This is a genomic window from Pelagibius sp. (assembly GCF_965227505.1).
In the GTDB taxonomy this organism is placed as follows: domain Bacteria; phylum Pseudomonadota; class Alphaproteobacteria; order Kiloniellales; family Kiloniellaceae; genus Pelagibius.
In genome coordinates this window covers 3,629,071-3,654,756 of record NZ_OZ245757.1, presented here as the reverse complement: position 1 = coordinate 3,654,756, position 25,686 = coordinate 3,629,071, and the positions used below count along the sequence as shown (strand labels likewise).

Annotated in this window: 25 protein-coding genes and 1 pseudogene; 14 read left to right on the top strand and 12 right to left on the bottom strand. The window is 67.4% G+C overall.

What is annotated here, in order from left to right; translation table 11 throughout:
* Together ACO06P_RS17235 and ACO06P_RS17230 are read right to left on the bottom strand one after the other, a co-directional pair.
* Entirely contained in the window at window positions 1-1,983 is a 1,983-nt protein-coding gene (locus ACO06P_RS17235) for a hypothetical protein (RefSeq protein WP_420346457.1), read from the bottom strand.
* Complete coding sequence (locus ACO06P_RS17230; RefSeq protein WP_299398598.1) at window positions 1,964-2,104, bottom strand: hypothetical protein; 141 nt, start codon at window positions 2,102-2,104, stop codon at window positions 1,964-1,966. The genes ACO06P_RS17235 and ACO06P_RS17230 overlap by 20 nt, the downstream gene beginning before the upstream one ends.
* 369 nt (window positions 2,105-2,473) lie before the next feature.
* Between ACO06P_RS17230 and ACO06P_RS17225 the strand changes: the two genes are divergently transcribed.
* From ACO06P_RS17225 to ACO06P_RS17210, 4 genes and pseudogenes are all read left to right on the top strand, one after another.
* The gene (locus ACO06P_RS17225; RefSeq protein ID WP_421938205.1) at window positions 2,474-3,025 is read left to right on the top strand and encodes a shikimate kinase; all 552 of its coding nucleotides are present in this window, start codon (window positions 2,474-2,476) and stop codon (window positions 3,023-3,025) included.
* Window positions 3,022-4,128: pseudogene (gene aroB, locus ACO06P_RS17220) on the top strand (3-dehydroquinate synthase); the annotation flags it as partial. The gene ACO06P_RS17225 and the pseudogene aroB, both read left to right, overlap by 4 nt.
* Window positions 4,129-4,290: 162 nt before the next feature.
* Complete coding sequence (locus ACO06P_RS17215; RefSeq protein WP_420346455.1) at window positions 4,291-5,619, top strand: HlyC/CorC family transporter; 1,329 nt, start codon at window positions 4,291-4,293, stop codon at window positions 5,617-5,619.
* 213 nt (window positions 5,620-5,832) lie between these two features.
* On the top strand, window positions 5,833-6,279 hold the full coding sequence (locus ACO06P_RS17210; protein WP_420346454.1) for a cyclic nucleotide-binding/CBS domain-containing protein: 447 nt from the start codon (window positions 5,833-5,835) through the stop codon (window positions 6,277-6,279).
* Between the two features lie 80 nt (window positions 6,280-6,359).
* Here the strand turns inward: ACO06P_RS17210 and creD are convergent, their stop codons facing one another.
* Window positions 6,360-7,820, bottom strand: a complete 1,461-nt coding sequence (creD, locus tag ACO06P_RS17205) for a cell envelope integrity protein CreD (protein ID WP_420346453.1) — start codon at window positions 7,818-7,820, stop codon at window positions 6,360-6,362.
* A 214-nt stretch (window positions 7,821-8,034) separates the two neighbouring features.
* Here creD and ACO06P_RS17200 point away from each other — a divergent pair, with 214 nt between their 5' ends.
* Window positions 8,035-8,688: a DUF2889 domain-containing protein gene (locus tag ACO06P_RS17200; protein WP_420346452.1), complete on the top strand. Its 654-nt coding sequence runs from the start codon at window positions 8,035-8,037 to the stop codon at window positions 8,686-8,688.
* On the opposite strand, the gene ACO06P_RS17195 is transcribed toward ACO06P_RS17200, so the two are convergent.
* A complete protein-coding gene (locus ACO06P_RS17195) occupies window positions 8,605-9,276 on the bottom strand; it encodes an NnrU family protein (RefSeq protein WP_420346451.1) in 672 nt (223 codons plus the stop codon). The genes ACO06P_RS17200 and ACO06P_RS17195 overlap by 84 nt on opposite strands.
* A gap of 119 nt (window positions 9,277-9,395) precedes the next feature.
* On the opposite strand from ACO06P_RS17195, the gene ACO06P_RS17190 reads away from it, so the two are divergent.
* Window positions 9,396-10,616 (top strand): NnrS family protein, encoded by a 1,221-nt coding sequence (locus tag ACO06P_RS17190; protein ID WP_420346450.1) that lies wholly within the window; start codon window positions 9,396-9,398, stop codon window positions 10,614-10,616.
* Between the two features lie 21 nt (window positions 10,617-10,637).
* On the opposite strand, the gene ACO06P_RS17185 is transcribed toward ACO06P_RS17190, so the two are convergent.
* The gene (locus ACO06P_RS17185) at window positions 10,638-10,940 is read right to left on the bottom strand and encodes a BolA family protein (protein ID WP_420346449.1); all 303 of its coding nucleotides are present in this window, start codon (window positions 10,938-10,940) and stop codon (window positions 10,638-10,640) included.
* A gap of 71 nt (window positions 10,941-11,011) precedes the next feature.
* Between ACO06P_RS17185 and ACO06P_RS17180 the strand changes: the two genes are divergently transcribed.
* The 4 genes from ACO06P_RS17180 (at window position 11,012) to cobT (ending at window position 15,607) form a co-directional block, all read left to right on the top strand.
* Window positions 11,012-11,962 carry a DMT family transporter gene (locus ACO06P_RS17180; protein WP_420346448.1) on the top strand — a complete coding sequence of 317 codons (951 nt, stop codon included), beginning with the start codon at window positions 11,012-11,014 and terminating at the stop codon, window positions 11,960-11,962.
* Between the two features lie 56 nt (window positions 11,963-12,018).
* Window positions 12,019-12,588 (top strand): J domain-containing protein, encoded by a 570-nt coding sequence (locus ACO06P_RS17175; RefSeq protein WP_420349657.1) that lies wholly within the window; start codon window positions 12,019-12,021, stop codon window positions 12,586-12,588.
* A 75-nt stretch (window positions 12,589-12,663) separates the two neighbouring features.
* Entirely contained in the window at window positions 12,664-13,668 is a 1,005-nt protein-coding gene (gene cobS, locus ACO06P_RS17170) for a cobaltochelatase subunit CobS (protein WP_420346447.1), read from the top strand.
* 64 nt (window positions 13,669-13,732) lie between these two features.
* Window positions 13,733-15,607, top strand: a complete 1,875-nt coding sequence (gene cobT, locus ACO06P_RS17165; protein WP_420346446.1) for a cobaltochelatase subunit CobT — start codon at window positions 13,733-13,735, stop codon at window positions 15,605-15,607.
* Window positions 15,608-15,954: 347 nt separating this feature from the next.
* On the opposite strand, the gene ACO06P_RS17160 is transcribed toward cobT, so the two are convergent.
* Entirely contained in the window at window positions 15,955-16,722 is a 768-nt protein-coding gene (locus tag ACO06P_RS17160; protein ID WP_420346445.1) for a dienelactone hydrolase family protein, read from the bottom strand.
* Window positions 16,723-16,937: 215 nt separating this feature from the next.
* Here ACO06P_RS17160 and ACO06P_RS17155 point away from each other — a divergent pair, with 215 nt between their 5' ends.
* Window positions 16,938-17,993 carry an esterase-like activity of phytase family protein gene (locus ACO06P_RS17155; protein WP_420346444.1) on the top strand — a complete coding sequence of 352 codons (1,056 nt, stop codon included), beginning with the start codon at window positions 16,938-16,940 and terminating at the stop codon, window positions 17,991-17,993.
* Between the two features lie 15 nt (window positions 17,994-18,008).
* On the opposite strand, the gene ACO06P_RS17150 is transcribed toward ACO06P_RS17155, so the two are convergent.
* Window positions 18,009-18,158 (bottom strand): hypothetical protein, encoded by a 150-nt coding sequence (locus ACO06P_RS17150; protein WP_420346443.1) that lies wholly within the window; start codon window positions 18,156-18,158, stop codon window positions 18,009-18,011.
* Window positions 18,159-18,485: 327 nt separating this feature from the next.
* Here ACO06P_RS17150 and ACO06P_RS17145 point away from each other — a divergent pair, with 327 nt between their 5' ends.
* Window positions 18,486-18,869 (top strand): hypothetical protein, encoded by a 384-nt coding sequence (locus tag ACO06P_RS17145; RefSeq protein ID WP_420346442.1) that lies wholly within the window; start codon window positions 18,486-18,488, stop codon window positions 18,867-18,869.
* Window positions 18,870-19,127: 258 nt separating this feature from the next.
* Here ACO06P_RS17145 and rpmB read toward each other — a convergent pair whose 3' ends face one another.
* The 3 genes from rpmB to ACO06P_RS17130 all read right to left on the bottom strand — a co-directional run bounded on the left by rpmB (window position 19,128) and on the right by ACO06P_RS17130 (window position 21,102).
* Window positions 19,128-19,421 carry a 50S ribosomal protein L28 gene (gene rpmB / locus ACO06P_RS17140; RefSeq protein ID WP_299398866.1) on the bottom strand — a complete coding sequence of 98 codons (294 nt, stop codon included), beginning with the start codon at window positions 19,419-19,421 and terminating at the stop codon, window positions 19,128-19,130.
* A 211-nt stretch (window positions 19,422-19,632) separates the two neighbouring features.
* On the bottom strand, window positions 19,633-20,625 hold the full coding sequence (gene meaB, locus ACO06P_RS17135) for a methylmalonyl Co-A mutase-associated GTPase MeaB (protein ID WP_420346441.1): 993 nt from the start codon (window positions 20,623-20,625) through the stop codon (window positions 19,633-19,635).
* A gap of 42 nt (window positions 20,626-20,667) precedes the next feature.
* Entirely contained in the window at window positions 20,668-21,102 is a 435-nt protein-coding gene (locus ACO06P_RS17130) for a VOC family protein (RefSeq protein ID WP_420346440.1), read from the bottom strand.
* A gap of 315 nt (window positions 21,103-21,417) precedes the next feature.
* On the opposite strand from ACO06P_RS17130, the gene ACO06P_RS17125 reads away from it, so the two are divergent.
* Together ACO06P_RS17125 and ACO06P_RS17120 are read left to right on the top strand one after the other, a co-directional pair.
* On the top strand, window positions 21,418-21,666 hold the full coding sequence (locus tag ACO06P_RS17125) for a hypothetical protein (protein WP_420346439.1): 249 nt from the start codon (window positions 21,418-21,420) through the stop codon (window positions 21,664-21,666).
* Window positions 21,656-22,036, top strand: a complete 381-nt coding sequence (locus tag ACO06P_RS17120; protein ID WP_420346438.1) for a hypothetical protein — start codon at window positions 21,656-21,658, stop codon at window positions 22,034-22,036. Before ACO06P_RS17125 ends, ACO06P_RS17120 begins: the two co-directional genes overlap by 11 nt.
* A 245-nt stretch (window positions 22,037-22,281) precedes the next feature.
* On the opposite strand, the gene ACO06P_RS17115 is transcribed toward ACO06P_RS17120, so the two are convergent.
* Both ACO06P_RS17115 and ACO06P_RS17110 read right to left on the bottom strand, forming a co-directional pair.
* Window positions 22,282-23,430 (bottom strand): IS4 family transposase, encoded by a 1,149-nt coding sequence (locus ACO06P_RS17115; RefSeq protein WP_420345314.1) that lies wholly within the window; start codon window positions 23,428-23,430, stop codon window positions 22,282-22,284.
* Between the two features lie 232 nt (window positions 23,431-23,662).
* Window positions 23,663-25,510: an ABCB family ABC transporter ATP-binding protein/permease gene (locus ACO06P_RS17110; RefSeq protein ID WP_420346437.1), complete on the bottom strand. Its 1,848-nt coding sequence runs from the start codon at window positions 25,508-25,510 to the stop codon at window positions 23,663-23,665.
* Window positions 25,511-25,686: the final 176 nt, after the last annotated feature.

Here is a 25,686-nt window from a genome sequence, read left to right as displayed (position 1 = left end):
CTAGAGACCGGCGTCGAGCGCGGCTTCCAGGGCCAGGGCCCGGGCATCGCCGCCGAGGCCGATGGAGCGCAGCGCGGAGACGGCATAAGCGAGCGCCAGGGGATGGCTTTCGACCGGCGGTCCAGCGCCCAGCGCGCGGCTGGTGAGCAAGACAACCTCACCCGGGCGCCCTGCTGCTGCGGCGTCGCCCAGGGCGAGCAGGCTGGCCAGCCGCTCCAGTGGTTGGTCGGCCGTGTCTGCACCTTGCGTGATGCCGGGCCAACGCGCCTCGTCCTGGCCAAGCGCCCGCGACAGCAGCAGGGCGGTCAGCAGCCGCTCGCCGGACCGGGACGCCGCAGCGGCATCGCCAAAGCGGATCGGATCGCTTCCGCCGGCAAGGCGCGCGAGAGGCGCCAGTGCCTCGAAGGCCGCCTGGGACTCCGGGTTCCTCGCGCCATCTGCGCGCAGCACGGCGGCCCAGGCTCCGGACCGCTCGAAGCCGCCGGTGCGGTAGAGGCTGCGTGCCGCGGTGCCGGCGAACCAGGCAAGCTCCACCGCCGGCGCCAACTGTTCCAACTGAGGCTGCACCGCCCGGGCCATGGCAAAACCACGGCCGTCGCGCTCGGCGGCCTGCAGGGCAGCCTGCAGATACTCGGCCTTGGTCTGGGCCAGGGTCTCGCGCCCGGCGGCATGCACCAGAAGCGCCCGCCCGCGAACGCCGCCCAAGGCCTCGGCACGGACCAGCGGATCGGTCGGGTCCGAAGCCTCGGCGGCCACGGCGTCGTAGGCCTCCGCCAGGGCGGAGCCCGGCAGGACCGCGGCCTGCACCAGACGTTCCACCGCGCCGGCCCTGTCGGCGGGCGCTGCCGTCTCCAGCGCCGCGATGCCGTGGAGCAGCAGCGGGGCCACTGCGTCCGCCAGCCCTTCCGGCGGCGTCCCGCCCCCCAGGCGGAGCATCGCAAACGTAAGCGGCGTCAGGTCTTCGGCCGCCGGGGGCGCCACCGTGCCGCCGATGAACAGGTTGCTGAGCGCGTAGAAGACCGGATCGCCGTCAGGGTCCTCCTCCCGCAGCAGATCGAGCGCCAGGAAGGCCTGGTCACGCTGTTCGGCCAGAAGCTGACAGAAGACCAGGGCCTTGCCCCAGTATGACTGCCCCGGGAACCGCGTGACGGCGCCGCGCACCTGGCTGCAGGCTTCCTGATCCCGTCCCGCCAGCAGCAGGCCGTCGACCCGTGCCTGGGCCAGCCAGGAGTCTTCGGCGCGCTGCGGGACGATGGAGAGCAGCCGGTTGAGGCCCGCCAGTTCGCCCATGGCATAGAGCCGTTCCGCACGCAGCCGCAAAAAGCCGCCCTGTAAGCGATCGCCCTGCAAGCCATCGCCTTGCACGCTGCCGGCCAGGGCATCGGCCAGCGTCGGTGCACCCGCTGTCGCGCCGCCACCCGGCCCACTCCCTGCTGACCCGGGCGCACGGGCGTTGCTCAGCAGCAGCCGGGTGGTCAGAGCCCGCAGCGTCGGCGATGCCGGGTCGTCCGGCAGCGCCCGGATCAGTGCCTCCACAAAGGCGCGTTCGCTCCCGGCCCAGGCATCGAGCCCCAGCCCGCCGGAGGCCGCCTCCAGGATACCGAGGGACTCGGTATCCAGTTCCTGCAGGCGATCAACCTCGATGCCTTCGTATCGGGGCGTCTCCGGCGCCGCTTCCACAGCGCCGGGCACGGCAGCTCCGCCGGTTGTTCCACCAGGCGGCTGCGTCTGGCCCACCGCCCCTTCCGGTCCTTCCGGCGCATCAGGCGCGACAACCGTAGGCGGAAAGAGGCTGATCGGTCCCTCTGGCCGATCCTGGACCGCCTGGTCTTGTGCCGCCAGCGGCACCACCGACAGGCTCCCCGCCAGCATGGCCAGCCCGGCGGCCCCGGCGAGCGTCCTCAGCTTGCGGCTGAAAGCCGGCACAGGCTGCCATGGCAAAGCGCGACGGCAGCCGCCGTCCTCAGCGCGGGAAACGTTCATCGGGAAGGACCTTCTCGACCGGTGCCGAAGGGGGTGGAATGTCCCAGGTCAGAAGAAAGAAACCGCCGGAAACGATGAGCCCGGCGAGAACGATCAGGGCGATGAGGCTGGTCTTTTTCATCAATTCACTTGCTTGCGGCTTGGAACGCCAGGCTGTCGACGCCTCTGTTAAGAAACCCCGCTGTGCAGCGAAACCCCGGCGTAACAGAGAGGCTCAAGCGGGCTGCGACCGTACTACTTGCACCGCCCCGAAGATTCTATGGTAAGGTCCGAATCTGGCGCGAAGGCGGCAGTTTACCTAGGGTCTACACCCCTTGCAATGATCGCCGGAGCGGCGAAGGCAGGAGGTTGGGGCCATCGAAATGGCCCGGCCCGAAGAACGATTGGCAGACGCGTGGCTCGTACAGAATCAAACGGCTCGACCGCGAAAGAGGCCGCACCGGCAGCCGACGGGCTGGAGGTGCCCCGGACCATTGTCTTCGTCGGCCTGATGGGGGCCGGCAAGTCCTGTATCGGGCGCAATCTCGCCGCGGCGCTGGATCTGCCGTTTGTCGACGCCGACAAGGAGATCGAAGCGGCCGCCGGCTGCTCCATCGAGGACATCTTCGCAGAGCATGGCGAAGAGGCGTTCCGCGCCGGCGAGCGACGCGTCATCGCACGCCTGCTGAATGAGCCGACCATGGTGCTGGCGACCGGCGGCGGTGCCTTCATGGACCCGCAGACCCGCAAGCTGATCCACGAGTGCGCCACCTCGGTCTGGCTGCGGGCCGACCTGGACCTGCTGCTGCGGCGGACCGCGCGGCGCAACAACCGGCCCCTGCTGAAGCGCGGTGACCCGCGGCAGATTCTCAGTGACCTCATCGAGCAGCGTTACCCCGTCTATGCCGAGGCGGACATCACGGTCGATTCCGTCGACGGACCGCCGGAAGCGACCCTTGCCCGGGTGATCGAGGGGCTGCGCGCCTACGGCAGCGGCGGCGCGAGCGGCGGCTCCAAGGATGGCGGCTCGCCTGCGCACAAGGGGCGGAGCGCCGCGTTGTGAGCGGTCATCAGAGACTGACCGTCGAACTCGGCGAGCGCCGCTACGATATCCTCGTCGGCACGACGGTGCTGGCCGAAGCGGGTCGGCTCATGCAACCGCTCCTGAAGAGCGCCCGCGTCGTCGTCGTCACCGACCGGCACCTGGCGGAACTGCATCTGGCGCGCCTGGGGCGTGCGCTCGACGATGCCGGCCTGCAGCATGAGGCCATCATCCTGCCGCCGGGCGATGCCAGCAAGTCGTGGGATCAGCTGGGCGCACTGCTCGACCGCCTGCTGGAGATGAAGGTCGAGCGCAGCACCACGTTGATTGCGCTGGGCGGCGGTGTCATCGGCGATCTGGCCGGCTTTGCCGCGGCGGTCACCCTGCGCGGCCTTGACTTCGTTCAGATCCCAACCAGCCTGCTCGCCCAGGTCGACAGCTCGGTGGGCGGCAAGACCGGTATCAACAGCCGCCACGGCAAGAACCTGATCGGCGCCTTCTACCAGCCGCGGCTGGTGCTGGCGGACACCTCCATCCTGACGACCCTGCCGCGGCGCGAGATGCTGGCCGGCTATGCCGAGGTGGTGAAGTACGGGCTGATCCAGGACGCCGGGTTCTTTGCCTGGCTGGAATCGCACGGCGCCGACCTGATCGAAGGCAACCGCGCAGCCCTCGAAACCGCCGTGCTGCGCAGCTGCCGCTGCAAGGCCGAGGTGGTCGCCGCCGACGAGCGCGAAGGCGGCCGCCGCGCACTCCTGAACCTCGGTCATACCTTCGGCCATGCCCTGGAGGCCGAGACCGGATACGGCAGCGAGCTTCTCCACGGCGAAGCCGTCGCCGTCGGCATGGTGATGGCCTTCGATCTCTCGGTGCAGCGCGGGCACTGCCCGCCGGAGGACGCGGACCGGCTGCGCCGCCATCTGGCCGCCGTCGGCCTGCCCACCGGCTTTGCCGACCTCTCTCCACGGCACTGGGACGCGGCCCGCCTGATGGAGCATATGACCCGCGACAAAAAGGTTCGGAAGGGCCGCATCAACTTCATCCTGGCGCGCGGCATCGGCGATGCCTACATAGAAGGCGATGTGGGCAACGACGAAGTGATGGCCTTGCTGACCAGCGCCATCGACCAATCCGACCAACTGGCCAAAGAAAACACCGCGGCGGACATGACGTCGCGCGCGACCCTGGGCAGCTAGAGTCCCAGCCGGCCCCCCTTACGCTAGAGCCCCCAGCGACAGCCTCAGCCAGAGCAAGCCCCACCAACCCCGCAGCAAAACAGACAGACAATGGACATGGACATTGCCATAACCCTCGGCGCCATTCTGGCGCTGCTGGTCGTTTCGGCATTCTTCTCAGGATCGGAAACCGCGCTGACGGCGGCCTCACGGCCGCGGCTGCACAACCTCGCCCAGTCCGGCAACCGCCGCGCCAACGTGGTCAACCAGCTCTGGCTGGAAAAGGAACACCTGATCGGCGCGATCCTGCTGGGCAACAACCTGGTGAACATCCTGGCCTCGGCCCTGGCCACCAGCGTGCTGATCGCGCTCTTCGGCGAGGCCGGCGTGGTCTACGCGACGCTGGGCATGACGCTGATGGTGCTGATCTTCGCCGAGGTGCTGCCCAAGACCTACGCCCTGCAGAACGCCGAGCGTGCGGCGCTTACCGTGGCGCCTATCCTCCACGTCATCGTGGCCCTGCTGAAACCGATCTCGGTGGCCATTCAGCTGGTCGTCCGCAACGCCCTCTCGCTCTGGGGCATCGAGGTGCGCCACACCTTGAGCGCCGAGGCGACCGAGGAGCAGCTGCGCGGCGCCATCGACCTGCACCAGGGCGAAGGCGAGGGCGAGGAGGAAAAGCACGAGCGCGAAATGCTGCGCTCAATCCTCGACCTGGGCGATGTCTGGGTTGAGGAGATCATGGTCCATCGCAAGGAAATGGTCTCCATCGATATCGACCAGCCGCCGGCCCGGATTGTCGAGGAAGTCCTTTCGAGCCCCTATACCCGCCTGCCGTTGTGGCGCGACGATCCCGACAACATCGTCGGCGTGCTGCACGCCAAGGCCCTGCTGCGGGCGGTCCAGGCCGCCGGCAACAAACTGGACGGCCTGGATGTCGTGGCCATCGCCAATGACGCCTGGTTCATCCCGGAAACCACGGACCTGCTGTCGCAGCTTCAGGCTTTCCGAAGCCGCCACGAACACTTCGCGATCGTGGTCGACGAGTACGGCGAGGTGCTTGGCATCGTCACCTTGGAGGACATTCTCGAGGAGATCGTCGGGGACATTTCCGACGAGCACGACATCGAGATGGAAGGTGTGCAGATGGAGCGTGCCGGCAGCTTCATCGTCGAGGGGAAGGTCACCCTGCGTGACCTGAACCGCCGCTTCGAGTGGCGCCTGCCCGACGAAGAAGCCTCCACCATCGCGGGCCTGGTGCTCCACGAGGCGCGGCGCATCCCGGAAACCGGCCAGATCTTCACCTTCCACGGGTTGAATTTCGAGATTCTGGGGCGCAAGCGCAACCAGATCACCTCGATCCGGATCACCGAGCCCCCCGAAACCGAAGCGCCGGAGGCCGGGAGGCCTGCCGGGGCCCCGCCCGAAACCGCCCAGTAGCCGGTGGCCCCCGCGTCTCCGGGACCACCAGCATAGCGCGTAGCGCCCGGAAAGCTGCCGGAGAGCGGCCGAAGTGGCGCAAGGCCAGGCTTTCTGCCGGTCACAGCCTGGATTCAGCCCATCGCTTGACGGTTTTGCCGCGCCCCTTCACAATTGGTCCCAAGAAAAGACCAAAAGGTCGCGCGGCCATCAACGTGCAGGCGGGAGGAATCCATGCAGCGCAAGGTTGTTCCTGACATCGTCAACAAACAACGCATCGAAGTGCTGCCGGCGGGCACCACGGTCCGTGACGCGACACGCAAGATGACCGAACGCCACATCGGCGCGGTCCTGGTCGGTACGGCGGAGCACCTGGAAGGCATCTTCACCGAACGCGACGTGCTGACCCGGGTGGTGGCCCAGGGCCTGAACCCGGACAATACCCGGCTGGAGTCGGTCATGACGCCGGACCCGGATACGGTGGCGCCGGACGACATCGCCCTGCACGTTCTGGAGCGGATGCGCGCCTCCGGCTACCGCCACCTGCCGGTCGTCGACGCGGGCCATGTGATCGGCATTGTCTCGATCCGCGATCTCTATGCCGCCGTGAAGAGGGAACTGGAGGAGAATCTCCAGCAGCACGAAGCCTTCATCTTCGACACCGGCTACGGCACCGGCTGACGCCGCAGTCCGCGTCAGCGAGACGACATCGAAACCGAGGGCCGGCGCCTGGGAAACCGGGCGCCGGCTTTTGGTCTGCTCTAGGCGGCGCCGGCACCGTCTTCGGCCTTTGCGGACTCCTCTCTCTCCAAGGCCGTCTGTGTCATACGCTGCCCAAGGGCGTACCAATCGAAGTTGCGGGTCGCGTACATGGCCGCCGCCAGCAGGACAAGCAACAGCAGGCTGCCCATCAGCAGGGCATGGTCCTCCGACTGCAGGGTGATGAAGAGATAGCCGTAGATGCCGGCCAGCAGGCCGCCGAGCACGACGCCCCGCGCGCCGCTGGTCGTGATCTTGGCGGCGTAGAGGGTGACCAGGGCAACGCAGGCCAGGGCGGCAAGGCCGTAGGCGGCCGCAAAGCCCACCACTTCGGCCAGCGAGAGCTGCAGCAGGAAAAACAGAGTGAGCGCCGCCCCCACCATGAGGTACTGCACGGCATGCAGCCGGCGGCGGCCCAGCGCTTCGAAGGTGAACAGCGTCCCGAAGGTCACGAGCACGAACAACAGTCCGTACTTCACCGAACGCTCGCTCTTCAGATAGAAATCGACCGGATTCACCAGGCGCGTCTCGACGCCGCCTGAGCGGACCTGCCCCAGAAGCGCTGCCGTTCCGCCGTTGTCATCGCGCAGAACCTGTGGAAGCCCGCGCGCCAGATGGGAAACCTGCCACGCGGCCGAGAAGCCGGCGCTTTCGACCGTGCTGGCCGTCGGCAGGTTGATCCCGGCAAAGCTGGGATGGGGCCAGTCGCCGGAGAGCGCGACGTCGCTGGACCGTCCCAGGGGAACGAAGCGCAGCCCGCCGCTCCCCTTCAAATCGACCCGGAAAACGAAATCCAGCGGCCCTGACCCGACAGAGAGCTTCGGCAGAGGGGCTTCGATCCAGGAGAGCTGGTTGTCGCCGCCGCCGAGCAGAGGCGCACTGCGGACGTCGAACAGCAGCCGTTCATCGCCCCATTGCAGCTGCGGCGCATTGGCGCTGCCGCGCAGGTCGGCAATGTGGACGAGAAGCCTGGCCTCGTCCAGCAGCAGGCGCGCGCCCTCTTTCACCGGCAGCGCCGCGGCGGCCGGCAGGCGGAACGCGCCCCTTGTTTCGGAAGAGGTCGTGTACAGCAGCGCCTCGTAGATCCCGCGCCGGCGCGTCTGGCTGGCGAGGGTTGCCGAGACGCTTTGTTCTTCCGGCAGGACATAGAGGTGGCGGCGGTTCCACTTCTGCTCCTCGACATAGACGGGCTGGACCGCGGTCCAGCCGGGTGCGCGCACCTTCACGGTTTGCGGCTCCTCGATCGGCAGAAGCAGGACGGGTCCTGCGATCGTCTGCGCGCGCCCCCAGCTCTCGCCCAGTTCCCGTTCCACGGACCGGCTGAGGTAGGCGCGCTCCTGAATCACCGACCAGACGTATTCCAGCGGCACCGTCATGATCAGCACCAGCAGGCCCAGCAGCGCAATCTTCAGCAGCGCGGCGTTGCGCATGAAAAAGCCAGGCAGGGTCTTGTCCTTTTCCATCGTCGGTCCCCCGAAATCGGTCTGTGGTCCACGGATTGGCCAAACGCTCTTGTGAAGGTGATTTGCGGCGCGATGCAGGCGCGACATGATCGCTTCTGAGGCGAAATTGCGGCGATCATGGCCGAAACGACGCGGATGCCGGCCGAGTTGACGCCCCGGGTTCCGGTTCTATAGTCACGGGTCCTGTTGCAAACAGCTGCCGCGGAAGACCGTCATGCCCCTGAGCCCGCCCCCTGTGGAACGGACCAAGCTGCACAATCGTACCTACGATTTTCAGGGCTATCAGCGCAGTGACGGCCTCTGGGACATCGAAGGGCGGATCGTCGACACCAAGACCTACGCCTTCGACAACGACTACCGCGGCGAAATCCGCCCGGGCGAGGCGCTGCACGACATGTCGATCCGCCTGACGATCGACGAGGACTTCGTGGTCCACGATATCGAAGCGGTCACCGACGACAGCCCCTTTGCCGTCTGCACCGCCGTGGCGCCGAACTTCAAACGCGTCATCGGCTGCCAGATCAAGGCCGGCTGGCGCCAGCAGGTGCGCAAGCAAATCGGCGCCGCCGACGGCTGCACTCATCTGATCGAGATGCTGGGGGCCATGGCCACCGTCGCCTTCCAGACCCTCTACCCGGTGCGGGCGCGGCGTGCGAACGCGCGCAAGCCGGGCGAGAAGCCCGGTCTGATCGACACCTGCTATGCCTTTCGCAGCGATGGCGACATCGTCAGGAAATCCTGGCCGTCGTTCTACACCGGCCCCGATGCGCCCGCGGTGCAGTCCTCAGAAAGCGGCCAGCGGGTCGACGCCAATGACGGCTTCGTGGACATGAAGGAAGATCCCGTAAAGCAGGAACCCGGCGAGTAACTCCACCCCCGTGCGCAGGCTCAAGGCGCGGGCCAGACGCGCCGTGAACGGCCCCTCCGCCACGGCCATGGCGGCTGCGAGGTCCTCCGCCGAAAGGCGCTGGGCGGCACGCTTTTCCAGGCGGCGCATGCCCATCAGACTGAACGCGGAAAGCGCGCCAAAGAGCACCACCGAGACCACATCGCCGTTGGCCACGAGGTGCCCCGCCGCCCAGAAGAAGAACGCCCAGAGAATCGGATGGCGGGTCAGGGCCAGCAGGCCCGGGTTCTGCGGATCGGTGATGCCGCCGCGGAAGGAAACCGACAGCGGATTGGGCCGCAGGACCGCGGCGGCGAACAGCAGCGAAGCGGGGATCATCGCCAGGAAGGGCACCAGGGCCGCAGACCCGCTGGGCGGCCAGAGCTCCAGATAGGGCGCCCTGCCGGCCGCGACGATGACCCAGGCGATGGTGGCCAGCGACACCAGCGAATAGGCCGCGACATAGAGCCGCCGCCCCATCCGATCGATCAGCGCACCACGCAGCCCCGTCGCCGCGGGCAGCACATGGGCGCCGAGAAACACAAGGATAGCCAGCGCAAATTCGATCATGAACGGCCCGTCGCCGATGCTGTTGTGCGGCTCCCGGCCAGGCCAGGGCGCGCTCTGCGCGGGCCTGCGGCAATCCGGCCGGTTGACTTGGCGCGGGCCGCTGCCGACCATCGCCTGTCATGACCGCAGCACTAGCAAAGCCGGCCGGAGACGGCAAACCCGGGACCGCGGAACCGGCAGCGACATCGCGTCGCGCCCGCGGTGATCAGACCGGTGTCTTTCTGTTTTCCCAGGGTTTCCGGCCGTTCTTCCTGGCCGCAGGCCTGCTGGCCGCGACGGCCCTGCCGCTGTGGATGCTTCAGTTCGCGGGCGTCCTCACCCTGCCAGGGGTTCCAGACCCGCTCGCCTGGCACAGCCACGAGATGCTGTTCGGCTACCTGGGGGCCGCCCTGGCGGGCTTTCTGCTGACCGCCGTGCCGAACTGGACCGGGCGGCTGCCCATTTCCGGCGGCCCGCTGATGGCCCTGTTCGGCCTCTGGGTGGCCGGACGCATCGCCATGCTGAGCGATGCCGAGGGTCCGGTCGGCACCGCCGTGGCGCTCATCTTCCTGCCGGTCATGGCCGCGGTGGTCTGGCGCGAGGTGGCCGCCGCCGGCAACCGCCGCAACCTGCCGGTCTGCCTGCTGGTCACCGCGCTTGCCGTGGCCCAGGTTGTCTTTCTGCTGGGCCCGGCGGAGACCGGCCTGCGGCTCGGCTTCGCGACGGCGGCGATGATGATCCTGCTGATCGGCGGGCGCATTATCCCCAGCTTCACCACCAACTGGCTGAAGAAGCGCGCCGCCACTGCCCTGCCCAGGCCCTTCGGGCGCGGTGACAAGGCGGTTCTCGCGGTCAGTCTCATCGCGCTGGCGGCCTGGGTTGCCCAGCCGGAGTGGCTGGCGGCAGGCTGGGCCCTGGCGGCGGCCTGCGCGGCCAACCTGTGGCGTCTGGCGCGCTGGCGCGGCGCCGCCACCCTGGCGGAGCCGCTGCTTCTGGTGCTGCATCTGGCCTATCTATGGCTGCCGCTGGGCTTTGCGCTGCTGGCGCTGTCGGTTCTGACGCCGACCCTCGTTCTGCCGCAGCAGGGCCTGCACGCGCTCGGCGCCGGCGGCATCGGTCTCATGACCCTGGCGGTCATGAGCCGGGCCAGCCTGGGTCATTCCGGCCGGGCGCTCACCGCCGACCGCGCGACAACGCTGGCCTTCGGGCTGGTCTTTCTCTCTGCCGCAGTACGCGTCGCGGCGGATTGGAGCCTTGATCCGATGCTGCTCAAGCACCTCGCCGCGGTGGCCTGGACCGGCGGCTTCCTGCTGTTCCTGCTGCGCTTCGTGCCGATCCTCGCGCAGCGCCAGAAGCCTTAACCCCGGTCTCAGACCCCGGCCCTAGCCCTTGCGCCGGCGGCGGCCCGCGTCCGCCTCGTCTTCCGAGGGCGTCAGCGTTTTCAGCTGCAGGGCATGCAGGCCGGCATCGATTTCCGCCTTGAGGATCTCGTAAACCCTGCGCTGCCGGGCGACGCGGCTGAGGCCCGCGAAGCTTTCGGAGACCACCTCGACCCGGAAATGGGTCTCGCCGCCTTCCCGGTATCCGGCGTGGCCCTTGTGCTTTTCCGAATCATCAACGATCCTAAGGCGTTGCGGTTCCAAAGCCGCCGTCAGTTTCCGCTCGATAGTCTCTGCAACAGCCAAGGGCCCGCTCCTTCAGGTGGTACGACAACCCTGAAGGTGTGACCGCGCCCACGCTCTGTCAACGTGGCGCCATGTCCGACAGCCCCCTTAGCCCCGCCCGCCTCAGCCCCGCCCCCCTGAGCCCAAACGCCGCCCGCCTGCTGCTGCTGGCCCTCGTCGTGCTCTGGGGCGCCAACTGGCCGATCATCAAGGTCGGGCTGGAATTCATGCCGCCGCTGTGGTTCGCCGCAGCGCGCATGATCCTGGGCGTGCTCTGCTTCTTCGTCCTGCTGGCGGCACTCGGCCGCCTGTCCCTGCCGACGCGCCGGGATCTGCCCGTGGTGCTGTCCATCGGCGTGGTGCAGATGATCGGCTTCGTCGCCCTCATCAACTTCGGCCTGCTTTACGTGGACGCCGGGCGCTCGGCGATCCTCGCCTACACCACGCCGCTCTGGGTCACTCCGGCGGCGGTCTGGCTGCTGGGAGAGGTCCTGAACGGCCGCAAGCTGGTCGGGCTGGCGCTCGGGCTCGGCGGCGTCGCCGTGCTGTTCAATCCCCTGGGCTTCGATTGGGGCGACCGCCAAGCGCTCATCGGCAACGCCTATCTGCTGGGCGCGGCGGTGGCCTGGTCCATCGGCATCCTGCACGTGCGCGCCCACGACTGGGACTCCTCCCCCCTGCAGCTCGCCCCCTGGCAGATGCTGCTCGCCGTCCCGCCCCTGACCGTTCTCTCCTGGCTGCGGGAAGACTGGGGCGCAGTTTCCTGGACGCCCGAGATGCTGGGCGCCCTGATCTACAACGGACCCATCGCGACGGCCTTCTGCTTCTGGGCTTCGGTCGCGGTCACCCGCGCCCTGCCGGCCATCACCACGTCGCTGTCGTTCCTGGCGGTGCCGGTGGTCGGCGTGCTGTCCTCGGCGCTTTTCCTGGGAGAGGCCATGACCGCGACCCTGATCGGCGGGCTCGCCCTCATCCTCGGCGGCATGGCCCTGGTGAACCTGCCGGAGCGCGGCGCAGCCCCCGTTTCGCAAGGCAACCGCTAACTCGGCAACCCTGCCTTGCCTTGCGCCCCGATGACGCCATCTTCATACTTCGCGTGATGATCCAACCGGGCAAAAACAGCGCTTTCGGGCACCAGGACGGCAGCGACAGCGGGCAGCGCCGCTGCGACCGGCCGGGCTGCGAGGCCGAGGGCCTGCACCGGGCCCCGCGTTCGCGCGAGTCGCTGAACAGCTACTACTGGTTCTGCCTGGAACACGTGCGCGAGTACAACCAGGCCTGGGACTATTTCAAGGATCTGAGCGAGGAATCGATCGAACAGATCCGCCGCCGCGACGCGGTATGGCAGCGGCCCTCCTGGCCGTTCTCCGGGCGCGAGAAGGCGCGCAACGGGACCACGGCCGGCCAGTTCCGCGACGACTTCGGCTTTTTTGCGGAGGAGGCGGCGGAGACTGCCGCCAGCAGCGGCCGCTTTCCGCCCAACAGCAAGCAGGCCAAGGCGCTGGCGGCGCTCAACCTGGGGCCAAACGCCTCCCTGCAGGAGGTCAAGGCCCGCTACAAGACCCTGGCCAAGGAGCTGCATCCGGATCGCAACGGCGGCGACAGCGCGGCGGAAGAACGGCTGAAAATCATCAACTTGGCTTATTCGGACTTGAAGGCCGCCTTCTAGTGATGTTCAACAGAGGGGGCGCAGGTCCGACCCCCCAATCTTGCTTTCATGACTGAACGACGGAATTCCTAATTCATGGCGACTGCAGACCCTACGGCCCAGGCTGGCGAAATGCCGGAGCAGGGCCCGGATATCGAGGTTTCGGTGCGGCAGACCTTCGGCATCGACAGCGATATCCAAGTGCCGGCCTATAGCCAGGCCAGCGACTATGTGCCCGACATCGACGAGTCCTACCGCTTCGACCACGACACCACGCTGGCGATCCTGGCCGGCTTCGCCCACAACCGGCGTGTCATGGTCCAGGGCTATCACGGAACCGGCAAGTCGACCCATATCGAGCAGGTCTCGGCGCGCCTCAACTGGCCGTGCATCCGCATCAATCTGGACAGCCACATCAGCCGTATCGATCTGGTCGGCAAGGACGCCATCGTACTGAAGGACGGCAAGCAGATCACCGAGTTCCGCGAGGGCCTGCTGCCCTGGGCGCTGCAGCGGCCGACGGCGCTGGTGTTCGACGAGTACGACGCCGGGCGCCCGGACGTGATGTTCGTCATCCAGCGCGTTCTGGAGGTCGAGGGCAAGCTGACGCTGCTGGACCAGAACCGGGTCATCCGCCCGCATCCGGCCTTTCGCCTCTTCGCCACCACCAACACCATCGGCCTGGGCGACACCACCGGGCTCTACCACGGCACCCAGCAGATCAACCAGGGCCAGATGGACCGCTGGAACATCGTCGCCACCCTGAACTATCTGCCGCACGACGAGGAAACCGACATCGTGCTGTCGAAGTGCCCGGACTACGATTCCACCGAGGGGCGCGAGAGCATTGCCGCTATGGTCTCCCTGGCGGACTTGACGCGCAGCGGCTTCGTAAACGGCGACATCTCCACCGTGATGAGCCCGCGCACCGTCATCACCTGGGCCGAAAACGCCAAAATCTTCGACGATGTCGGCTTCGCCTTCCGGGTCACCTTCCTGAACAAGTGCGACGAGATCGAGCGGCCCGTCGTCGCCGAGTACTACCAGCGCTGTTTCGGCAGCGACCTGCCGGAGTCCGGGGTCAAGGCGACGCTGGCCTAGATGATGTTCGCCTCGCGTCGAGACGGCTCCAGCCCGCGGCAGGGAACGAAGGGCAGGTAGGCCGATGAGTCAGCCGGAAAACCCGCTCGACCTCTTCCGGCGCACCACCGCGGCGACGGTGCGCGCCATTGCCGAGCGCGACGACGTCAACGTGAACTTCGCCCCGCGCGGCCAGGGCCTGGTGGGCAAGGAGGTGAAGGTCACTCTGCCGGCGCGCAACCTGCCGGCGGAGGACGCGGCCCTGGTGCGCGGCGAGGCCGACGCCGCCGCCTTGCGCCTGCGCCACCACGACGGCGGCCTGCATGCCTCCAGCCGTCCGCGCACGCAGGAAGCGCGGGAGATCTTCGACGCCGTCGAGCAGGCGCGCTGTGAGGCGCTGGGCATGCGCCGCATGTGCGGCGTCGCCCAGAACCTGGACGCGGCGCTGACCGAGCAGTACCGCAACCGCGGCCTCAACCGCGCCGCCAGCCGCGAGGACGCGCCGCTCTGCGAGGCACTGCGCCTCCTGGCCCGCGAAGCCATGACCGGGATGCCGCCACCGCCGGCCGCACGCTCCCTGGTCGACCTCTGGCGCCCGGTGCTGGGGCCGGAGATCATCCAGGACATCGCCGAGCTGGCCAGCCGCGCCGAGGATCAGGCGACCTTTGCCGAAAAGGTGCGCGACATGCTGAGCCACCTGGACATCGACATCGGCCTGGAAGACGAGCTGGAGCAGGACGACGACGAGGACCAGCAGCAGCAGGACGAGAGCGAGCAGGACGACAGCGGCACCCAGACCGACGGCGACGAGTCCGCCGAGACGCCGACCACCCTCGACGGCGAGGACAGCGACGGCAGCGAGGCGGAGACCAGCGACCCGCAGACCGCCGAATCCGATGCCGAGATGATGGAGGGCGAGGGCGAGGACGACCCGGGCCGCCCGGGCCAGCTGCCCGAGCTCTTCGGCCAGAACGCGCCGGACAACGAGGCCTATCGTGCCTTCACCCAGGAGTTCGACGAGACCATCGAGGCCGACGAGCTCTGCGACCCGGACGAGCTGACCCGCCTGCGCCAGTTGCTCGACCAGCAGCTTGCGCACCTGCAGGGCGTGATCGCACGTCTCGCCAACCGCCTGCAGCGCCGCCTACTGGCCAAGCAGACCCGCGCCTGGGACTTCAATCTGGAGGAAGGCATCCTCGACACCGCGCGCCTCGCCCGGGTGGTGGTGAATCCCATGCACTCGCTCAGCTACAAGCAGGAGCGCGACACGGATTTCCGCGACACGGTGGTCAGCCTGCTTATCGACAACTCCGGCTCGATGCGCGGGCGGCCCATCACCGTGGCGGCGATGAGCGCCGACATTCTGGCCCGCACCCTGGAGCGCTGCGGCGTGAAGGTCGAGATCCTCGGCTTCACGACGCGCATGTGGAAAGGCGGCCAGTCCCGCGAGCGCTGGATCGCCGCCGGCAAGCCATCGACGCCGGGGCGCCTCAACGACCTGCGCCACATCGTCTACAAGCCCGCCGACGCCCCCTGGCGCCGCGCGCGCAAGAACCTGGGCCTGATGCTGCGCGAAGGAATCCTCAAGGAGAACATCGACGGCGAGGCCCTGCTCTGGGCCCACAACCGGCTGATCGGCCGGCCCGAACAGCGGCGCATCCTCATGGTGATCTCCGACGGCGCGCCGGTAGACGATTCCACCCTTTCGGTGAACCCGGGCAACTATCTGGAGCGCCACCTGCGCGACGTCATCGGCTATATCGAGAACCGCTCGCCGGTGGAACTGCTGGCCATCGGCATCGGCCACGACGTCACCCGCTACTACCGCCGGGCCGTGACCATCGTCGATGCCGAGCAACTCGGCGGCACGGTGATGGAAAAATTGGCCGAACTCTTCGACGAAGAGGGCCCGGCCATCGCCCAGCCCGCCCCGCGCCGCCGCCGTGCGGCCGGACGGTAGGCAAGCCTCCGCGCTGATCTTTCCGCCAACACTGCTTTGTCACGTCAGGGCTTTTTTGTCACGTTAGGGCTTTGCCCTTCCTTGGCTTCTTGGGGGTCGATGGAGCAGCAGCCCGGCATGCTTCGAGACGCACCCTTTACGGGTGCTCCTCAGCATGAGGAAGAGAACGGCCTCACCCTGAGGAGCCGCGCCAGCGGCGTCTCGAAGGGTGGCTGTCCGGAACAAGCCCGGGCATGACTGCAAAGGGTGCGAGAGTCCCCCCACCCTCCCTCTCCCGCACGGGGAGACGGAATGGCAACGGCGGCGCCGCACAATACAAACCCTCTCCCCAGCGGGGAGAGGGGGATCTACCCCAGGTGCTTCTTGAAGAAGGTCAGCGTGCGGCTCCAGGCCAGCGCCGCGTCCTCCTCGTCGTAGCGCGCCGAAGACGGGTTCGCGAAGGCGTGGTTGGCGACGTACCAGTGGTTCTCGAAGGTCTTGCCGGCCTTGGCCATCTCCGCCTCGAAGCCGCCGACCATGGCCTCGTTGATGAAGGCGTCCTCGGTGCCGAAGTGGCCGAGCACGGGGCCGGCCAGATTCTGCAGATCCTCCGCCGGGCGGTTGACCCGGCCATAATAGACCACGGTGGCATCCACCGGGGCGGCGATGGAGGCGTTCAGCGACCAGCCGCCGCCGAAGCAGAAGCCGACGGTGCCGACCTTGCCGGTGCTGTTGGGGTGCTGCTTCAGCCAGGCGATCCAGGAGGTGAGGCTGTCGGTCGCCTCGTCCGGGTCGGTGGCCTGCATGAGGGCGCGGGCGCCGTCCGGATCGTCGGCCAGCTGGCCGCCATAGAGATCGACCGCCAGCGCGACGAAGCCTTCCTTGGCGTACTCCGCCGCCACCGTCTTGATCTGGTCGTTCAGGCCCCACCACTCGTGGATCACCACGATGGTCGGTGCCGGCGTGGTCTCCGGCAGCGCCAGGGAGGCGGTGACTTCGCGGCCGCCCGCGGTGGTGATGGAGACCTCCTCCAGCCCTGCCGCGGCGGCCCGCGCCAGTTGGGGGTTGGCCAGAATGGTCGCCAGCGGAATCCCCGCCAGAGAGGTCAGCACCTGACGGCGCGCAACGGATGGCATGTCTGTTCTCCCTCGATCGATCATGAAATCGCCCAGATCTGCAATTAGCCAGGGGCGGTAGTCGAGCTTGATCTGGCCGCGGTTACCTGAAAAGCGATATAGAGCCGACAGACTATAGATCGAGAGCCCGCTCCGGACGAGCGGCGCTCGCGGCCTTTTGATGGTCCGGATCGGCGATGGCCGGCGCCGTGCAGCAGCCAAGGAAACGATCACGCGTGAGACCTCTGCGTTCCGGCCCCGCGCCGCTGTTCATCGCCCTGGCCCTGATCGCGCCCGTCCTGACTGCGCTCTTCATCGCCGTCCTGGCGCCGCCGCTCGTGCGCCCGGCGGAGGGCGCGGTCGGCGCCCTGAACCTCAGCGTCCGCGCCCTGCCGCTGAACCCGGAGGACAAGGCGCAGCAGACCGTCGGCGCGCTGATCTGGCGCGGCGGCCTGGTGGTCACCACCGACGACCGCGCCTTCGGCGGACTGTCCGATCTGGTGATCGACCCTGCGGGCCGCGAGATCCTCGCCGTCAGCGACAGCGGGCGCTGGCTGAGCGCGACCCTCAGCTATGACGGCACCGGCCATCTCTCCGGCATGACCGCGACGCGCTTCGGGCATCTGCGGGGCGTCGACGGCGCTCCGCTGCAGGGCAAGCGGCGCCAGGATGCGGAAGCGCTGACCCGCCTGCCCGACGGCGGCGGCCTGGTGGTCGGCTACGAACGCGACCACCGCTTCCGCCTCTTTCCGTCCGGCGACGACCTTGTTCGTCCTCCACAGGCGCTCGCCGCGCCGCCGCGCCTCGCCGCTGCCGCTCTCAACTCCGGTGTCGAGGCCCTGGTGGCGCTGGCCGACGGGCGGCTGCTGGCCTTCACCGAGAGCCAGGCGGCGTCGGCCGCCAACGGCGCGGAGAACTACGCCGTCTATCGCTGGAAAGAGGGCAAAGGCTGGGCCGAGTTGGCGCTGAAGCCGGCGGGGCTGTTCCGGCCCACCGGCGCCGCCCTGCTGCCCGGCGGGGACGTCCTGCTGCTGGAGCGGCGCTTCACCCTCCTGGGTGGGGTCGGCATCCGGCTGCGCCTGATACCGGCGGCGGCGATCGGCCCTGGCGCGGTGCTGACCGGCCGGGAAATCGCCGAGCTGCGCCTGCCGCTCACGGTCGACAATTTCGAGGGCATCGCCGTCCACCAGACGCCGGCGGGCGCCACCCGCCTCACCCTCATCTCCGACGACAACTTCAATGCCCTGCAGCGCACGCTGATCGTGCAGTTCGAGTTGGCGGAGACGCCGTAAGGCCGCAGGCGCGACTCAGTCCACCGGCTTGGCGAGGCGGGCGCCGGGGCCCTCGTCGTCGGGGTCGAGAAAGACCACGCCGGCCTCCTGAAAGGTAAACCGCACAAGACGTGCTGTGCTTTCCTTCAGAACACTCCGGCCCAGTTCGAAGTTGCGAATGGTCACGGTGCTTATGCTGGTCCGCTCCGCCAAGTCGCCTTGGCTCCAACGCAAGAGGGCGCGCGCCGCGCGGCACTGTTCACCTGTGATCATCCCCTGCGAGAAATGCCGCCAGCCTGTGGCAAGCGCAAGTGGTTTTACATTATGAGTTCAAACACTGTTTTGAAGAGAAGAAGTGAGTTTTCATTTTCGAAAGAAATAATTCGCTTTTGGAAAGTTTTAACTGAGACGAGCGGTTCTCTCTGCTGCGGATTCTCCCTAAAATCGAATCCAATGCTTGCGTTGCGCGCGACATTGGCAGGTGGGAAGGCCAGACATTGAGGGACGGTAAACATGAGCGAAGACTTCGGACCGCCGGACGGGACGTCGACGGACAGCCACCGGGAGGCGGTGCCGGAGGCAACCGTGGTGGCGCTTTTCGGCGACACCGTTGCAACGGCGGCGGCGGGTATGCAGCCGCCGATGAGCGATGCGGAATTCCTGGAGCGGCTGCGCGGCAAGAGTGCCGCGCAGGACAGACGCCCCATCGGCATCCGCGAACGCCCCCTCAGCGCCGCCGTCCTGGCCGCCGTGCTGCTGCCCCACCCCTTCGAACGGATCGTCCGCTTCCGCCATCAGGCCCAGCGCCAGGGCGTGACGGTGGACGTGGCCTTCTGGGAAGAGGCTCTGCACCAACTTGTCCTCATCACCAGCCCCAGCGGTAGCGAAGAGGATTGAGGACCGGGGCGCGCCGGATGGTTCGAGACGGCGGCTGGGGCGGCCTCCTCACCATGAGGCCCGATAATGCCTCACCCTGAGGAGGGCCAGCGGCCCGTTTCGACCTGCCTTCGCCGAAGCGAAGCCGCTTTGACTTCGCACAGGCGGGAGGGCGAGGCCCTCCTGACCAGCCGCTTCGTGTCCGCCAAACGAAAAAGGCCCGCCGGAGCGGGCCTTTTCTGAACGCTGTAAGCCGGTCGGCTATTACACCGCCTGCTTTCAGGCCGCCTTCTTCTCCAGCGCCTTCTTGATCTGGCGCTTCAGATCGCGGGCCCGCTTGCCGAGCTTTTCCGAGCTGGTCGAGAGCAGGTAGGCGTCGATGCCGCCGCGCTTTTCGATGGTGCGGATGGCGCGGGTGGAGAGGCGCAGCTGCACCGTGGTGCCCAGCGCGTCGCTCAACAGGCTGGTCTCCTGCAGGTTCGGCAGGAAACGCCGGCGCGTCTTGTTGTTGGCGTGGCTCACGTTGTTGCCGGCCTGAACGCCCTTGCCGGTGAAGTCGCAACGTCGTGCCATGATGGTCATCCCAAGGCTGTCAGAAAAAGGTTACCGGGCGGCAGGCCGCCCGGTGCGCCGCAGGTTCTAAGGCAGCACCGCCGGGCAGTCAAGCCGAAAGCCGGGGCTGTGGAAACCGGCGGTCCCCCTCACCCTCCCGCTTTGCGGGCCCCTCCCTCTCCCCCGCGGGGAGAGGGTCGGGGTGAGGGGGAGTCGCAATAGGACTTTTCGCCTATTTTCCCAGAAACAGGCGGATCAGGCGGCGGGCGGCGGCGGTCGGCGGGGTCTGGCCGGCGCGGACCTCGGCCTCCAGGCCGGCCAGCGCGGCGGAGACCTCCGGATGCTCGCGGAACTCCCGCAACAGGCCCTCGCGCACCTCGCTCCACATCCAGGCGCCGGCCTGGGCGGAGCGCTTGGCGGCACGGGCGCCGTTGGCCTCCATAACCGCCCGGTGCTTCTGCACGGTCTCCCAGACCGCGGCGATGCCGGCGCCGGTGAGGGCCGAGCAGCGCAGCACCGGCGGGCGCCAGTTGGGGTTGGGCGCGCGCAGAAGGCCGAGGGCCGCATGATACTCCGCCGCCGCCCGCTCCGCCGCCGCGGCGAGGTCGCCATCGGCCTTGTTCACCACCACCACGTCGGCCAGTTCGACGATGCCCTTCTTGATGCCCTGCAGCTCGTCGCCGCCGCCGGGCAGCAGCAGCAGGAGGAAGATGTCCACCATCTCCGCCACCGCGGTTTCCGACTGGCCGACGCCCACGGTCTCGACGATCACCACGTCGAAGCCGGCAGCCTCGCAGATCAGCATCGCCTCGCGGGTGCGCCGGGCGACACCGCCCAGGGTGCCGCCGGTGGGCGAGGGGCGGATGAAGGCTGCCGGATGGCGGGACAGTTCCTCCATGCGGGTCTTGTCACCGAGGATGGAGCCGCCGCTGACCCGCGAGGAGGGATCGACCGCCAGCACCGCCACCTTGTGGCCGGCGGCGACGAGGTCGAGGCCGAGGCGTTCGATAAAGGTGGACTTGCCGACGCCCGGCACGCCGGAGATGCCGACCCGCACCGACTTGCCGCTGTGGGGCAGCAAGGCCTCCAGCAGCGCCTCCCCCTCCCCCAGATGATCGATCTTGGTCGATTCGATCAGGGTGATGGCACGGGCCAGCGCCCGGCGGTCGCCGGCGCGCACCTGCCCGGCCAGATCGGCGGCTTTCGCGAGAGAGGCATCCGTCATGCCCCGCTTATGGGCCGCTCCGGCGCCTCAAGGCAAGCCCCGTCATGCCTCGACAGGCTTTTCCGCGCCGGGTCCGAGCGGCTGGCCGTAGCTGAACTCGACGAAGTTGCCGTCCGGGTCCTTCAGGCCGCAGTAGTAGCCGACGGGATAGGGCTCCTGGCGGGGCGCCCAGGCGAGGCAGCCTGCGGCCTCGGCCCTGTGGGCGATGGCGTCCACCGCCGCTTTGCTTTCGAGGGCGAAGCCGAAGTGGCTGAAGTCCCCTTCCGCCTGGTCGCGCCCGGGCCCGCCGGGCAGCAGCACGATGATGAACTCGCTCTCCCGCCCCGGCTCCGCCAGCCAGACCACGCGCCCCTCTCCCTTGACGCCGCCGTCGTCACGCTCGTGCACCGTCTTCATGCCGCAGTAGTCGCGGTAGAAGGCGATACAGGCGTCCAGGTCGCGCACGTGCAGCGCCAGGTGGGTAAAGGCGGGTGTCATGGGAGAAGGCTAGCGCGGGTAGCCTCCTCCGTCACGTCAAGGCTTGATCCCTTGTTTCCTGAGGGGTCGTGCATGCAAGCGGCTCAGCATGCTTCGAGACGCGCCCTTTGCGGGCGCTCCTCAGCATGAGGAAGAGAACGGCCTCACCCTGAGGAGCCGCGCCAGCGGCGTCTCGAAGGGTGCATGCCCGAGCCAAACCCGAGCATGACAACCAAGCAACCCCCGACCTCGCGCAAAGGGGAACCGCCGCCCGCTCTGGACATAGCGCTTGATTTAGGGTACATTGGTACATAGATAACATACGAGACGGCAACCATGATCGAACGCGTGCAGACCGGCGTGCGGCTGGAAAGGCGCCTGCTGAAGGTCCTGAAGGGCCTGGCGGAGCTGAAGGACATGAGCCTGGGCGACCTGCTGGAAGGCATCGTCCTCCATGCCTTCGAGGGCAAGGCGCCCTTCGATGCCGACACCCTCAAGGCCGTCGACGACCTGAAGCGGGTCTACGGCCTGGACCTCACCGCCGCCGACAGTCACAAGCTGAAGGAAAACACGCATGACCGATGAAGACTTTCTGCGCCGCCTGGCGGACTGCAGCCTGCCGGTCGAGGCCTTCGACCACCGCGGCCACGTGCGCGCCGCCTATCTGGTGCTCGGCGAGACGGGCAGCTTCGGCGCGGCGCTGGAGCGCATGCGCGCGCTCATCACCGCCTACGCCGCCAGCATCGGCAAGGCCGGGCTCTACCACGAGACCATCACCGTGGCCTTCATGGCGCTGATCAACCAGCGCCGCGCGGAGAGCGGCGGCGCCCTTTCCTGGGAGGCTTTCGCCGAAGCCAACCCCGACCTCTTCGAAAAAGAGATCCTCACCGGCCGCTACGACACCTCTGTTCTGAAAAGCGATCTTGCGCGCCAGGTCTTCGTGCTGCCGGGATAAGGAAGCGAACTCCCCCTCACCCTCCCACTGCGTGGGCCCCTCCCTCTCCCACAAGGGGAGAGGGAACCAAAAAGCACCTCTCCCCTGCTTTTAAATCCCTCTCCCCTGGTGGGAGAGGGTTGCGCAGGCTTGGTGAGCGCAGCGAACCTAGCCAAAGCTGGGTGAGGGGGCTTTGGTTTTCCGCTGCAAGCAGGCAAAGAAACATCGTCATGCTCGGGCTTGACCCACTGGTGTCCGGTTTAGATTCAAACCCATAGCAAGGCCATTTGATTTGGGTTTTCGCGTGGATCGGGTTGGGCGGTTATCAGCCGATCTATACGGCGTCGGTGCATGAGGTTTGCGCGGACGAGACGGGCGAACTTGAGCGGGCTTTGGATGGTTTTCTGGTCGCCCTGAGCCATGCGCAGGATCAGGAAAGCGATGAGGGCGACGGCAATCTGGATGCGTAGGGCGTTCTCGCTGGCTCCGAGGCAGTGGCGGATTTTGAGGGTTTGCTTGACCCATCGGAAGAACAGCTCGATGGCCCAGCGGCGCTTGTAGAGATCGGCGATTTCCCTGGCTGGGGCCTTGAGATCGTTCGAGAGAATGCGCAAGATCTTGCCGGTGTGGGTCTTGACGCGCACCTCGCGAACCGGGCTGCTGAAGGGGTTCTTGCGGCTGTTAGCCTGACGCTGCGGCAACAGCCCGATGCGGTCGGAGAGGATGCTGGTGCCTTCCACTACGTCGAGTTCAACGGCTCCAGCCAGGGGCGTATTGGACTTGAAGCGGGTGACGATGCGGCAACCGGCGGCATCCATCCTGGCCCACCAGCCGTAATCGTAGTAGGCGAGATCGAAGACGTAGGTAGCTCCTGCCTCTATCGGCATCGTCTGGGCGACGGTGATGTCGTTGACCTTGGCCGCGGTGACCGCCGCATAGATCGGCCGGTCAGCGGCGGGATCATAGATGACGTGCGCCTTGGCGCCGCAGGCTTTGGCTGAAAAGTGCGCCCACTCGCAGCCAATCCCGCTGAGGCGGATACTGGTGGAATCAATCAGATAGACCGCCTCACCGACTTTGCGGCGCAGGCCCCGCTGGGCTTGACCAACCATCGCCGCAAAGAGATCGCTGAATACCGCGCTCGGGCGCAGGGCATTGGCGTCCGACAAAGTCGAGCGTGACACTGGTCGCCCACCCAGGTGGTAGAGCCGCCTGGCATGGCTCTCCAGGCCGCCAACGATCTCCCGCAGGCTCGTCGACCCGGAAAGCTGCCCGTAAAGCAAGGCTATAAACTGGCTCTTGGTTGGCAGACGGCGAACCCGATGGTCCGCTCCGTGCTCAGCCACCAGGCGCTCGAACTCTCCCCAGGGAACCCGCTTTAGAAGATCGTGAAAAACGCTATTCTGGTGTCGCACGGTGTTGTTCCTTTCTCGTGTCCCAGGACGTCGCCAAACGCTTGGACACAAGTAGAATCAACACCGTGCGCTCAGTCCACCAAATCTAAACCGGACACCAGTGGGCTTGTCCCGGGCATCCATGTAACCGGAGGTCCCAGACCTCTCCGCCGAGGGTTCCAGCGCGTGGTCCGATGGACCCTCGGGTCAAGCCCGAGGGTGACACCCAAAGAAGCTGGACCGAGGGAACTCGTTACTCCGCCGCGGTCTCGGCCGGCTTGTCGCCGCTTTCGTCCTCGGAGCGCGCGGCCTGCTGTCTCGCCCACATCTGGGCGTAAACGCCGTGCTGGGCGAGCAGGGTCTCGTGCTTGCCGCGCTCGACGATGCGGCCCTGTTCGAGGACCAGGATCTCGTCGGCCTCCACCACGGTGGAGAGGCGGTGGGCGATCACCAATGTGGTCCGATCGCGGGAAACCTCCTTCAGGCTCGCCTGAATCTCCCGCTCGGTCTTGGTGTCGAGGGCCGAGGTGGCCTCGTCGAAGAGCAGGATCTGCGGACCCTTGAGGATGGTCCGCGCGATGGCGACACGCTGCTTCTCGCCGCCGGAGAGCTTCAGGCCGCGCTCGCCCACAGTGGTGGCATAGCCGTCCGGCAGGCCCTCGACGAAGTCGTGGATCTGCGCCAGCTTGGCGGCCCGCACCATCTCCTCCTCACTCGCCTCCGGGCGACCGTAGGCGACGTTGTAGCCGACGGTGTCGTTGAAGAGCACGGTGTCCTGGGGGACGATGCCGATGGCCGCGCGCAGGCTGTCCTGCGTCACGTCGCGCAGGTCCTGGCCGTCAATCTTCACCGACCCTTCCAGCACGTCGTAGAAGCGGAAGAGAATGCGCGAGATGGTCGACTTGCCGGCGCCCGAGGGCCCGACGATGGCCACGGTGTCGCCGGCCTTCACGGTGAAGCTGACGTCCTTCAGGATTGGCCGCCGCGGATCGTATCCGAAGCTCACATGGTCGAAGGCCACTTCGCCGCCCTTCAGTGCCAGGGCCGGCGCGCCCGGCTTGTCGGTCACCTCCGCGTCGGACTTCAGCAGCTTGAACATGGTCTCCAGGTCGATCAGCGACTGCTTGATCTCCCGGTAGACCGTGCCCAGAAAGTTCAGCGGCATGGCCAGCTGCAGCAGGTAGGCGTTCACCATGACGAAGTCGCCCACCGTCATGGTGCCGGCCACCACGCCCTGGGCCGCCAGGATCATCAGGAGGGTGATGCCGATGGCGATGATGATCGACTGGCCGACGTTCAGCAATGAAAGCGAGGTGCGGCTCTTGATGGAGGCCTTTTCGTAGCCCGCCAGCGCCACGTCATAGCGCGCGGCCTCGTGCCCCTCGTTGCCGAAGTACTTCACCGTCTCGTAGTTCAGCAGGCTGTCGATGGACTTGGTGTTGGCGTCGTTGTCCGCATCGTTCATGCGCTTGCGGATTTCGATGCGCCACTCCGTCACCTTGAAGGTGAAGACCACGAAGCCGGCGATGGTGACGAAGGGCACGACGGCGAAGCGCCAGTCGAAGAGCGCCCAGAGAATGCCGCAGGCCAGCAGGATCTCGATCAGCGTCGGTATCACCGAGAAGGCGGTGAAGAACAGCAGGAACTCGATGCCCTTGGTGCCGCGGTCGATGGCGCGGCTGAGGCCGCCGGTCTGGCGTTCCAGGTGGAAGCGCAGGGAGAGGGCGTGGATATGGCGGAAGGTGGCCAGCGCCACGCGCCGGACCGCGTTCTGCGCCACGCGGGCGAAGAGGGCGTCGCGCAGTTCGCCGAAGGCCAGCGCCGCCACCCGCACGGAGCCGTAGGCGAGCAGCAGGCCCAGCGGCAGCACCAGGATCAGGTTGCTGCCGTCCTCCGCCGTCAGGGCATCGACGGCTTCGCGCAGCACCAGGGGCACCGTCACCGTGGCGACCTTGGCGCAGACCAGCAACACCAGCGCCGCAAGGACACGGGTCTTCAGATCCGCCCGCCCTTCCGGCCAGAGGTAGGGCAGAAGGTTGGTCAGCACCTTCAGTTGGCCGAGGGTCGCCTTCTGCCCCGGCTCTATGGTTGTGGCACGCATGGTCTCTCCTGCGCTCCAGGATATAGAGCGCGACGCCGATTGCCCAAACTTTCTGTGGTCCCTGCGGCGCCACCCCCACCCCATCCCTCCCCCATCAAGGGGGAGGGGGGAACAAAGGGCGCCTCGCCCCTGCAGACTTATCCCTCTCCCCTGGTGGGAGAGGGTTGCGCAGGCTT

Bases quoted from the DNA above. Each gene is read 5' to 3' on its own strand.
- ACO06P_RS17235 (WP_420346457.1), bottom strand. From the start codon at position 1,983: ATGAACGTTTCCCGCGCTGAGGACGGCGGCTGCCGTCGCGCTTTGCCA.
- ACO06P_RS17230 (WP_299398598.1), bottom strand. From the start codon at position 2,104: ATGAAAAAGACCAGCCTCATCGCCCTGATCGTTCTCGCCGGGCTCATC.
- ACO06P_RS17225 (WP_421938205.1), top strand. From the start codon at position 2,474: ATGGGGGCCGGCAAGTCCTGTATCGGGCGCAATCTCGCCGCGGCGCTG.
- ACO06P_RS17215 (WP_420346455.1), top strand. From the start codon at position 4,291: ATGGACATGGACATTGCCATAACCCTCGGCGCCATTCTGGCGCTGCTG.
- ACO06P_RS17210 (WP_420346454.1), top strand. From the start codon at position 5,833: ATGCAGCGCAAGGTTGTTCCTGACATCGTCAACAAACAACGCATCGAA.
- creD (WP_420346453.1), bottom strand. From the start codon at position 7,820: ATGGAAAAGGACAAGACCCTGCCTGGCTTTTTCATGCGCAACGCCGCG.
- ACO06P_RS17200 (WP_420346452.1), top strand. From the start codon at position 8,035: ATGCCCCTGAGCCCGCCCCCTGTGGAACGGACCAAGCTGCACAATCGT.
- ACO06P_RS17195 (WP_420346451.1), bottom strand. From the start codon at position 9,276: ATGATCGAATTTGCGCTGGCTATCCTTGTGTTTCTCGGCGCCCATGTG.
- ACO06P_RS17190 (WP_420346450.1), top strand. From the start codon at position 9,396: ATGACCGCAGCACTAGCAAAGCCGGCCGGAGACGGCAAACCCGGGACC.
- ACO06P_RS17180 (WP_420346448.1), top strand. From the start codon at position 11,012: ATGTCCGACAGCCCCCTTAGCCCCGCCCGCCTCAGCCCCGCCCCCCTG.
- ACO06P_RS17175 (WP_420349657.1), top strand. From the start codon at position 12,019: ATGATCCAACCGGGCAAAAACAGCGCTTTCGGGCACCAGGACGGCAGC.
- cobS (WP_420346447.1), top strand. From the start codon at position 12,664: ATGGCGACTGCAGACCCTACGGCCCAGGCTGGCGAAATGCCGGAGCAG.
- cobT (WP_420346446.1), top strand. From the start codon at position 13,733: ATGAGTCAGCCGGAAAACCCGCTCGACCTCTTCCGGCGCACCACCGCG.
- ACO06P_RS17160 (WP_420346445.1), bottom strand. From the start codon at position 16,722: ATGCCATCCGTTGCGCGCCGTCAGGTGCTGACCTCTCTGGCGGGGATT.
- ACO06P_RS17145 (WP_420346442.1), top strand. From the start codon at position 18,486: ATGAGCGAAGACTTCGGACCGCCGGACGGGACGTCGACGGACAGCCAC.
- rpmB (WP_299398866.1), bottom strand. From the start codon at position 19,421: ATGGCACGACGTTGCGACTTCACCGGCAAGGGCGTTCAGGCCGGCAAC.
- meaB (WP_420346441.1), bottom strand. From the start codon at position 20,625: ATGACGGATGCCTCTCTCGCGAAAGCCGCCGATCTGGCCGGGCAGGTG.
- ACO06P_RS17130 (WP_420346440.1), bottom strand. From the start codon at position 21,102: ATGACACCCGCCTTTACCCACCTGGCGCTGCACGTGCGCGACCTGGAC.
- ACO06P_RS17125 (WP_420346439.1), top strand. From the start codon at position 21,418: ATGATCGAACGCGTGCAGACCGGCGTGCGGCTGGAAAGGCGCCTGCTG.
- ACO06P_RS17120 (WP_420346438.1), top strand. From the start codon at position 21,656: ATGACCGATGAAGACTTTCTGCGCCGCCTGGCGGACTGCAGCCTGCCG.
- ACO06P_RS17110 (WP_420346437.1), bottom strand. From the start codon at position 25,510: ATGCGTGCCACAACCATAGAGCCGGGGCAGAAGGCGACCCTCGGCCAA.